Raw genomic sequence first — 9,124 nt, forward strand, 5'->3', positions numbered from 1 at the left:
CCACCGCGCCGCGCCCGCCGGCCACCGGACGACCGGCCCGGCCGCAGCCCCGTCCGTCAACGCCCCCGGCGCGCCGCACCGGTCCGGCACCGAGGCCGAATCCGGCACCCGCACAGCAGGATTCGGGAGCAAACGGAGTACCGTCGGTGCCGCAGAACCCGGCTGGGCCCGCCGGTACCGGCCGGTCACCGCTGAGCCGACGGCCCGAACTCGACCAGACCGGACGTCGTCCGCTGGCCGCGTCGCTGAGCCCGGAGGATCGTTCCCCGTCGGCCCCCGGCCGCACCGCGGGAGGACCGTCGCCGATGGATCGTGGTCTGTCGCAAGGACTCACACCGTCCGCGCCGAACCGGCCCGGCGCGACCACCGATTCCGGGGCAACCGATCCGGATACCCCCTCCGACGCCTCGGCGTCACGCTCGACCGGGGCCGATCGACATGCCCGGGACAACGCCGACGGCGACAAGATCAGCGTGCAGGATCTGCTGCGCCGCAGCCGGTCCGGAGATCAAGACCAGAACTGATCGGGACCGGCCGGGCCCAGGCCGATCGACACCGGCCCGCCACCGGTGAGGGCCGGGCCGGCACCGGTAGGGACCGGCCCGGCATCGGGAACGCCGGACTCAGCGTGGGTCCGGCGTCTTGGTCTCGTCGGTGTCGGGGCCTTCGGAGATCTCGTCGGTCAGCCCTTCGGCGTCGGCGATGGCCTTGTCGAGGTGGACCCGATCCCAGATCGGCGGATCGGGTGACGCCTCGAATGCCCCCTCCCCGTGGATGACCTCGGTCAGCGGTTCGCCGTGGAGATAGCGGATCGCGGTGTTGCAGAACGCGATCAGCGGGACGGCCAGCAGGCCGCCGACGATACCCGCGGCGACGAGACCCGCAGCGATCGCCAGGACCACCGCCACCGGATGCAGTCGCACCGACCGGCCCATCAGGAACGGTTGCAGCACATGGCCTTCCAGCTGCATCACACCGATCAGGATGGCCAGCACGATCACCGCGGTGATCCATCCCTGGGTGACCAGCGCGATGACCACCGCCAGCGAACCGCTGATCAGTGCACCGACGATGGGGATGAACGAGAACAGGAAGATCACCGTCGCCAGCGGCAGGGCCAGCGGAACGCGCAGGATGGCGAGACCGATACCGATACAGACCGCGTCGACGAGGGCCACCACCACGGTGGCCCGCACGTAGGCGACGAGGGTGCCGAAGCCGGCGATACCGGCGGCGGTGACCTTCTCACGCGATCCCGACGGGATCAGCTTGGCGCAGAACTCCCAGATCTGGCCGCCGCCGTAGAGGAAGAAGATCAGCAAGAAGATCATCAGCAGCCCGCCGGTGACCAGTTCGGTCGCGGTGGTGGCCGTGGCCAGCGCGCCGCTGGCGAGTTTGGCCTGGTTGTTCTCCATCAGCGAGATGATGTTGTTGCCGAGGTGGCTGACCTGACCCTCGTCGATCTGGAGCGGCCCCTCGGCCAGCCAGGTGCGCAGCTGACCGATGGTGTCGATCACCTCGTGGGTCAGATCCGGGAAGCCGGAGACAAAGGCCCGGCCGACGAAGGTCAGCACCGTGCCCACCACACCCAGCGCCAGCACCAGCACCAGCACCACGGCGATCGACCGTGGGACGCGACGGCGGTTGAGGTAGTCCACCGCGGGGACGAGGAACGCCGACAGCAGGACGGCGAGACACAGTGGGACGGCGACCTCTTGGAACTGCCGGAACAACTTGCCGGCAGCGTAGATCGCGACCAGGATGAGCAGTAGCCGCCAGGACCATTCGGCAGCGGCCCGGACCATCGGGTGCACCTTGGACCGGTCGAGATCTGCCAGTCCGCGGAATCGGGTCGGACCCCCGTCACCGGTCGCCGCGGCCCCGCCGCCGTCGGCCGCCATTGCCCTTGAGTCGCCATCGCTCACGGGAGTCAGGGTAGCTGTGGATAGGGTGGGGCACATGTCATCCGACTCGCCGACGGTGCCGCACCCCGACAGGCGCCACCGTTTCTGGTGGGCGCGCTGGGTGCTGCTCGCCGTCGTCGTGGTGATCCTCGCGGTCGAGGTGGTGCTGATCTGGCCCAGTCTGGAGAAGGCGTGGGAACGCACCGACCAGCTCGATTGGGTCTGGCTGGTGGCGTGCATCGTTGCCGCGATGCTGTCGATGGACAGCTTCGCGCAGGTGCAGCGGGCGCTGCTGCGGTCGGCCGGAGTGGTGGTCTCGCAGATGAAGTCGCTGTCGGTGGTGCTCGCGGCCAACTCGCTGAGCCAGACGATGCCCGGCGGCCAGGTGCTGGCACCGGCCTTCACCTACCGCGAGACCCGCAAGTGGGGCGCCTCCCCGGTGGTGGCGTCGTGGCAGGTCGTCATGTCGGGACTGCTGGCCGGCGTCGGTCTGGCGGTCCTCGGATTCGGCGGCGCCGTGCTCGCGGGAGCCAGGACCAGCCCGTTCTCGGTGATGTTCTCGGTGATCGGGTTCATCGCGGTGGTGGCCGTACTGCAGTATCTGGCAACGCATCCGGAGACGCTGCAGTCCGGCGGCGAGCGAGCACTGGGGTGGATCAACCAGCTCCGCAACAAACCCGCCGACCACGGTGTCGCCCGGCTGTCGGAGATCCTCGACCAGCTGCGAGCGGTGCAGCTGACCCGTCGTGACACCGCAACGGCCTTCGGCTGGAGCCTGTTCAACTGGATCACCGACATCGCATGTCTGCTGTTCGCCTGCTGGGCGGTGGGCGCGAATCCGGCGATCTCCGGCGTGATGGTCGCCTATGCCGCGGGCAAGGCCGTCGGAACCGCGGTGCCGCTGCTGCCGGGCGGGATCGGCGTCGTCGACGCGGTGCTGGTGCCGGCCCTGACCACCGCCGACATGCCCGCCGCCGACGCGCTCACCGCGGTTCTGGTCTACCGGCTGATCAGCTATGTCCTGGTCTCGGCGGTGGGCTGGGTGGTGATCCTGGTGAAGTTCCGCACCGGGATTCGCGACAAGGACACCCTCGAGGACGAGTACGACCGCGATCTCGGTATCGACCCCGACGCCGATCAGGTCGACACCGCACCGCTGAGCCGGGAACGTCCCCCCGATCCCGATCCCGATCCCGACCGGACCGACACCGAACGGCTCGAGAAACGGCCCGGGCCCGACGGCCCGGCACGTGGCGCCACCGACCGGTCGGCGTCGGATGCACCCGACACACGGCCCTTGCGCCGACCCGACGACGACGCGGATTGATCACATGGATTGACGTTCGGCGGGGGTTTGGCGCTACCGTTGGGGACCATGTCGAGTTCGGCCATGACTTCTGGGGGGTCCACGACGTCGTCGTCGGTGTCGTTGCCGGTCACCGCGTTGATCGATGCGGTCGCCATCACCGTCTTCGTGCTGATCGGCCGGTCCTCCCATCACAACGGGTATGCCCTGCTGGGGGTGCTGCAGACACTCTGGCCGTTCCTGGCCGGTGCGGCCGTCGGCTGGTCGATCGACTACGTGTACTCCCACGTCCGTTCCAGGGAGTGGTTCGGCCGCGAGTTCCGCCCCGATCGCATCGTCCCGGCCGGCCTGTTCATCTGGTTCTGCACGGTCACCGTCGGGATGATCCTGCGCTACCTGTTCCACGAGGGCGTCGCGGTGAGCTTCATCATCGTCGCCGCCACGGTCCTCGCCCTGTTCCTGCTGGGCTGGCGGGCACTGGCCGCATTCGTCGTACGCCGCAACGCCTGAGCCCGTCGGGGCCCGGACTCACCGGATGGTGAAGTACTTCTGCGCCACCTGGAGTGCGGCGGTGCCCGACTTGGGTCCCTCGGTGTAGATCACGATCACCTTGCCGCCCTGAACGCCGACGAACCATCCGGGACCCTCGGGCCCGTTGGTGCCGACCAGCGCACGCAGCCCGGCGGCCTTGGTGAGGTCGCTGGCGTCACCGGTCTTGGCGGTGGTGGTCATCGCCTGCCACACCGGTGTGGTGAGCGCCGGGTCGAGGTCACCGAGTTCACCACCGGAGATCTTGGTGGGGACTCCCTGGATCACGAAGGGCGCCACCGACGAGCGGGTACCCGACGCCGAACGTGCCAGCGCCACCCCGAGAGCGGCCATGTTGCTCATCGACATCGTGGCGTTCTGCGGCCGGAAGTCGATCGTGGCCGCGCCCGGCTGACCCACGCTGGGCGCACTGGCGCCGGGAATGGAGAACTGCACGCCCAGACCGAGACGGTCCAGGGCGGCGTCGGCGTTCTGCTGACCGTCGTGGGCGATGCGGTCGACCGCGGCGAACACCGGGTCGAGGGTGGTACCGACCGGGTACGCGGCGTCGATGCCGATCCCCCGGTCGACGGCATAGGAGTTCTGGGCCATCCCCAGGATGCCGCCGGTGTTGGCGTCGAGCGCCACGATGGTGGCGGGCTGTCCCACCTCGACGGCGGCGTCGCCCAGGGTCAGCTGCACGCCCTGGTCGATCGTGGTCTGCACGTTCGGACCGGCCGGGCCCTGTTCGCCCTCGAGACGCTGCGGCGCCAGTCCCGGACCGACCAGCTGGACCTGCCAGCCCGCGGTCGCGTCGCGGATCGCCTGCCAGTAGTTCGTGAGCCCCGGTTCCAGCGGTGACGACAACCGCCGGTCGGCCATCACCAGCATCCCCGTCTTGCGGACGGTGACACCCGGGACCCGGCCGGGATCGGTGGTCAGCACCTCCATGTCGGAGTTCCGCAGGGTGACCGCGGTGATCGGCTTGCCCTGCGACGCCGCGAGCTTCTGGTTGATCACCGCGGCGGTCACCAGGGGTGCGATGGGACTGATCGAGTCGGCCAGCGATCGCGCCGAGGCGGGGAGGTCGCGGGTCTGGGCGGGATCGAGGACGATCTCGTTGACCGGCTGCAGGTACATGAAGGTCTTGCCGGACCGGCTGCGGACGATCGGTGCGGGGGTGGCCTCGGTGCGGATCTCACGGAGGTTGCCGCCGGCCGGCATGCCGGGGTAGACCACCGACGGTTCCCAGGTCACCCGCCAGCCCGCGGAGAGATGGCGGGCGGTCCCCGAACTGGTCGACGTGAACGAGCGGTCCTTGTCGAAGTGCCACGTGGTCTTGAGGTAGAACGACGCGGTGCCGTCGCTGTACTCGACGGGCTTCTCGACCGTCACGTCGACGGCCTTGGCGTTCATCGCCTGGAAGGTCTGGGCCAGCGCATCGCTCGCCTGCTGGGGGGCGGTGGTGTACCGCGCCGCGGTTGCCGCATCCTGGCGGCTCCACGCCTCGGCGAAGGTGTCGATCGCGGCCACGGCTCCCGTGTCGGGTGTCGAGGCGACCAACGACTTGATGCCGAACGCGGCAGCACAGATCACCACCACACCGGCGGCAAGCGCCGCCCACTTCACACGAGAACCCATAGTCACAATTTTCACTCTAGTCACACGAGAATTCGATACCGGCCTCTTGCGATCGGGACTCGGACCGGTCACGATCCGGTCTCGCGGGCCGGGTTTCTGGCGGGTTGCTGTGGATTCGCCGCCAGATGTCGATTCGACCTGGGGTTTTACCGTGGGCGTAGCGGCTGTGACCGGGGGCACGTCCCGGGGTCGGGCCGTCCGAGGAGGAGTGGTCTCGGCGGGATCATCGGCCTCGGCATCGCGCCGGTGCCGGCCCGAATGGTCCGGCTCACCCGACGGCCATAATGAGGCATGGGTTTTTCCGTGATCCGGGCCGGCGACAGGAGCCTGACGCAGACCGACTGGCTCTCCTCCCGCCATAGTTTCTCCTTCGGTGACCACTACGATCCGGACAACACCCATCATGGGGCATTGATTGCATCGAATGAAGAGAATTTGCCACCTGGATGCGGGTTCGATGCACACCATCACCAAGAATCCGAGATAGTCACATGGGTCACCTCGGGATCCCTGGTACATCGCGATTCCGCAGGCAATGCCGGCGTCGTGTACCCGGGGCTGGCGCAGCGCATGAGCGCCGGTCACGGCGTGGACCATTCCGAACGCAACGATCCGTGGCCCGATCTGCCCGGATCGGGCACCGAGACCGCCCGCTACGTGCAGATGTGGATCCTGCCCGACGAGCACGGCACCGACCCGTCCTACGCCCAGCAGGACATCTCCGCCGACCTCGCGACCGGCGGACTCGTCGCGGTGGCCTCCGGCGATCCCGCACACGGGGCGGCCATCCCGATCGCCAACCGCGGCGCCACCCTGTACGCCGCGCGCCCGCCCGCCGGCCGCCACCTGACCCTCCCGGCCGCACGTTTCACCCATGTCTTCGTCGTCCGCGGAGAACTCACCGTCGCCGACGCCACCGGCGGGCGGTTCACGCTCGGACCCGGCGATGCGGCACGTGGACGCGACACCGGCGGCGAGGACATGACCGCCGAGACCGACGCCGAGGTGCTGATCTGGGCGATGGATCGGGCGCTGGGCGAGTTCTGACCGGCCGCCGCCGGGCCACCCCGCGGTGGCGACGTGGCTGACGGATCCGCCCGACGGTGACAGGATGGACGGCGTGACTGCCTCGAAGACCCCTGCCCCGAATGCCACCGTGATCTCGGGTCTCGACCTCGACTGGGTCGACGACTCCGTCCGTATCCAGGACGATCTGTTCTCACACGTCAACGGCAAGTGGCTGGCGACCCACGAGATCCCCGACGACCGGTCGGTGGACGGCGCCTTCCACGTCCTGCGTGACCGCGCCGAGGAGAACGTCCGCGATCTGATCATCGCCTGTTCGGAAGCCAACCCCGACAGCGGCACCGACGCGGCCAAGATCGGCGACCTCTACGGCTCGTTCATGGACACCGATCACATCGAGGCGCTCGGCCTCGGCCCCGTCCAGGGCGAGTTGGAGCGCATCTCGGCGATCTCCGACACCGCCGGGCTCGCCGCCCAGATCGGCCGACTGCAACGCCGCGGCGTCGGCGGCCTGTTCGGGTTCTACGTCGACACCGACGCCCGGCAGTCCGACCGCTACCTGGTCCACGTGGTGCAGTCCGGTCTCGGCCTGCCCGACGAGTCGTACTACCGCGTGGACAAACACGCCGCGATCCGCGAGGCCTATCTCGCCCACATCGGCAAGATGTTCGCCCTCGCCGGATTCGACGACGCCGATGCACGGGCACAGACCGTGCTCGACCTCGAGACCGCGATCGCCGCACATCATTGGGATGTGGTGCGCCGCCGCGACGCCGAGCTGACCTACAACCTCCTCGGCCTCGACGAGTTCGCCTCCACTGCGGAGGGTTTCGATCTCTCTGCCTGGTTCGGCGGACTCGGCACCACCGGTGAGGTCACCTTTGCCGAGACCGTCGTCGGCCAGCCGTCGTTCGTCACCGGCGCCAGTGCGCTGATCGCGGGTTCCCCCCTGGAGGACTGGAAGACCTGGCTCACCTGGCGGCTGCTGCGCGCCGCCGCACCGTATCTGTCCGCGGCGTTCGTCGACGAGAACTTCGACTTCTACGGACGCACCCTCACCGGCGCGGAGACCATCCGGGAACGGTGGAAGCGCGGTGTCGGCTTCGTCGAGGACGCGGCCGGGTTCGCGGTGGGAAAGCTGTACGTGGACAAGCACTTCCCGCCGGAGGCCAAGGCCCGGATGGACGAGCTGATCGCCAACCTCGTCGAGGCATACCGCCGCAACATCACCGACCTGGAGTGGATGAGCCCGGTCACCCGCGAGAAGGCGCTGGCCAAGCTCGACAAGTTCACCCCCAAGATCGGCTACCCGGCCCGCTGGCGTGACTACGGTGCGCTGACCGTCGACCGCGGCGATCTGATCGGCAATGTCGCCCGTGCGTCGTCGTTCGAGCAGGACCGTGAGTTCGCCAAGATCGGCACCCCGGTGGACCGTGACGAGTGGTTCATGACGCCGCAGACGGTCAACGCCTACTACAACCCCGGGATGAACGAGATCGTCTTCCCGGCCGCCATCCTGCAGCCGCCGTTCTTCGATCCGGAGGCCGACGACGCCGCCAACTACGGTGGTATCGGCGCGGTCATCGGGCACGAGATCGGCCACGGCTTCGACGACCAGGGCGCCAAGTACGACGGCGACGGCAACCTCGTCGACTGGTGGAGCGATTCCGACCGCACCGAGTTCTCCACCCGCACACGCAAACTCATCGAGCAGTACAACGAGTTCACCCCGGCCGGCCTGGATGCCGATCACAAGGTCAACGGCGAGTTCACGATCGGCGAGAACATCGGCGACCTCGGCGGCCTGTCGATCGCACTGGTCGCCTACCGCCTGGCGACCGAGGGTACGCCGACCCCGGTGATCGACGATCTCACCGGCGTCCAGCGGGTGTTCTTCTCCTGGGCCCAGATCTGGCGCACCAAGACCCGTGACGCCGAGGCGATCCGACGTCTGTCGATCGACCCGCACTCGCCGCCGGAGTTCCGGTGCAACGGGGTGGTCCGCAACATCGACGCGTTCTACGACGCGTTCGACGTCTCCGAGGGTGATGACCTGTACCTCCCGGACGCCGACCGTGTTCGCATCTGGTAGTTCCGACCAGCCGCCGGAGTTCGACGGCATGCAGGTCACCCCCGGCCAGGTCACCGTGGCGTTGTTGCGCCCGATCCTGGCCGGGCTGGTCCTGCTGGTCGGCTACTTCCTGTTGCCCATCAACGCCGACAGCGGCTACAAGGGGATCGGATTCGTCGTCGGCGCCGCGCTGCTCGTCGCGTTCTGCGGGTGGGAGGTCCGGCACTTCATGCGTTCACGCCATCCGGTGGCCACCGCACTCGAGATGATGGTGGCGGTCGCGAGCCTCTACATCATCTCGTTCGCCACCACGTACTACCTGTTCTCCGAGTATTCGCCGGGCAGCATGTCCGAGCGGTTGACCCGGATCGACGCCCTGTACTTCAGCCTCACCGTGTTCACCACCACCGGGTTCGGCGACATCACCCCGGCGTCACAGGGTTCCCGGGCGATGGTGTCGGTCCAGATGGTCAGCACCGTGGTGCTCATCGGCCTGGGACTTCGGCTGGTGACCCTGCTCGTGAACTACAAACGCAAACAAGGAGACGGCTGAAAAGCATTGCACGACCGCCGATGCCTACGGTGGTCGAGCCGACGAGGAGCGAAGCGACGCAGCCCCTTACGGTGGTTGAGCCCCACCCACGATGG

General features: G+C 68.4%; 8 protein-coding genes. 6 read left to right on the forward strand and 2 right to left on the reverse strand.

Going from position 1 to position 9,124, the window contains the following annotated elements:
* Positions 1-146 precede the first annotated feature (146 nt).
* Positions 147-524: a hypothetical protein gene (locus GD1_RS23295; protein WP_020792858.1), complete on the forward strand. Its 378-nt coding sequence runs from the start codon at positions 147-149 to the stop codon at positions 522-524.
* 99 nt (positions 525-623) lie between these two features.
* Here the strand turns inward: GD1_RS23295 and GD1_RS23300 are convergent, their stop codons facing one another.
* On the reverse strand, positions 624-1,901 hold the full coding sequence (locus tag GD1_RS23300) for an AI-2E family transporter (RefSeq protein WP_082365714.1): 1,278 nt from the start codon (positions 1,899-1,901) through the stop codon (positions 624-626).
* Positions 1,902-1,959: 58 nt separating this feature from the next.
* Between GD1_RS23300 and GD1_RS23305 the strand changes: the two genes are divergently transcribed.
* Both GD1_RS23305 and GD1_RS23310 read left to right on the forward strand, forming a co-directional pair.
* Complete coding sequence (locus GD1_RS23305) at positions 1,960-3,231, forward strand: lysylphosphatidylglycerol synthase transmembrane domain-containing protein (protein WP_059039895.1); 1,272 nt, start codon at positions 1,960-1,962, stop codon at positions 3,229-3,231.
* Between the two features lie 63 nt (positions 3,232-3,294).
* The gene (locus tag GD1_RS23310) at positions 3,295-3,720 is read left to right on the forward strand and encodes a DUF3054 domain-containing protein (protein ID WP_238403550.1); all 426 of its coding nucleotides are present in this window, start codon (positions 3,295-3,297) and stop codon (positions 3,718-3,720) included.
* 18 nt (positions 3,721-3,738) lie between these two features.
* Here GD1_RS23310 and GD1_RS23315 read toward each other — a convergent pair whose 3' ends face one another.
* Positions 3,739-5,379 carry an NTF2-like N-terminal transpeptidase domain-containing protein gene (locus tag GD1_RS23315; RefSeq protein WP_059039897.1) on the reverse strand — a complete coding sequence of 547 codons (1,641 nt, stop codon included), beginning with the start codon at positions 5,377-5,379 and terminating at the stop codon, positions 3,739-3,741.
* A gap of 291 nt (positions 5,380-5,670) precedes the next feature.
* On the opposite strand from GD1_RS23315, the gene GD1_RS23320 reads away from it, so the two are divergent.
* The 3 genes from GD1_RS23320 (at position 5,671) to GD1_RS23330 (ending at position 9,029) form a co-directional block, all read left to right on the forward strand.
* Complete coding sequence (locus GD1_RS23320) at positions 5,671-6,426, forward strand: pirin family protein (RefSeq protein ID WP_059039898.1); 756 nt, start codon at positions 5,671-5,673, stop codon at positions 6,424-6,426.
* 64 nt (positions 6,427-6,490) lie between these two features.
* A complete protein-coding gene (locus GD1_RS23325; protein WP_059039899.1) occupies positions 6,491-8,497 on the forward strand; it encodes a M13 family metallopeptidase in 2,007 nt (668 codons plus the stop codon).
* Between the two features lie 28 nt (positions 8,498-8,525).
* Positions 8,526-9,029, forward strand: coding sequence for a potassium channel family protein (locus GD1_RS23330; RefSeq protein ID WP_238403555.1), 504 nt, complete (start codon positions 8,526-8,528; stop codon positions 9,027-9,029).
* The last annotated feature ends 95 nt before the right edge of the window (positions 9,030-9,124 follow it).

It is taken from the genome of Gordonia desulfuricans NBRC 100010 (assembly GCF_001485495.1).
Classification (GTDB): Bacteria; Actinomycetota; Actinomycetes; order Mycobacteriales; family Mycobacteriaceae; genus Gordonia; species Gordonia desulfuricans.

Bases quoted from the DNA above. Each gene is read 5' to 3' on its own strand.
- GD1_RS23300 (WP_082365714.1), bottom strand. From the start codon at position 1,901: ATGGCGGCCGACGGCGGCGGGGCCGCGGCGACCGGTGACGGGGGTCCG.
- GD1_RS23305 (WP_059039895.1), top strand. From the start codon at position 1,960: ATGTCATCCGACTCGCCGACGGTGCCGCACCCCGACAGGCGCCACCGT.
- GD1_RS23310 (WP_238403550.1), top strand. From the start codon at position 3,295: ATGACTTCTGGGGGGTCCACGACGTCGTCGTCGGTGTCGTTGCCGGTC.
- GD1_RS23315 (WP_059039897.1), bottom strand. From the start codon at position 5,379: ATGGGTTCTCGTGTGAAGTGGGCGGCGCTTGCCGCCGGTGTGGTGGTG.
- GD1_RS23320 (WP_059039898.1), top strand. From the start codon at position 5,671: ATGGGTTTTTCCGTGATCCGGGCCGGCGACAGGAGCCTGACGCAGACC.
- GD1_RS23325 (WP_059039899.1), top strand. From the start codon at position 6,491: ATGGACGGCGTGACTGCCTCGAAGACCCCTGCCCCGAATGCCACCGTG.
- GD1_RS23330 (WP_238403555.1), top strand. From the start codon at position 8,526: ATGCAGGTCACCCCCGGCCAGGTCACCGTGGCGTTGTTGCGCCCGATC.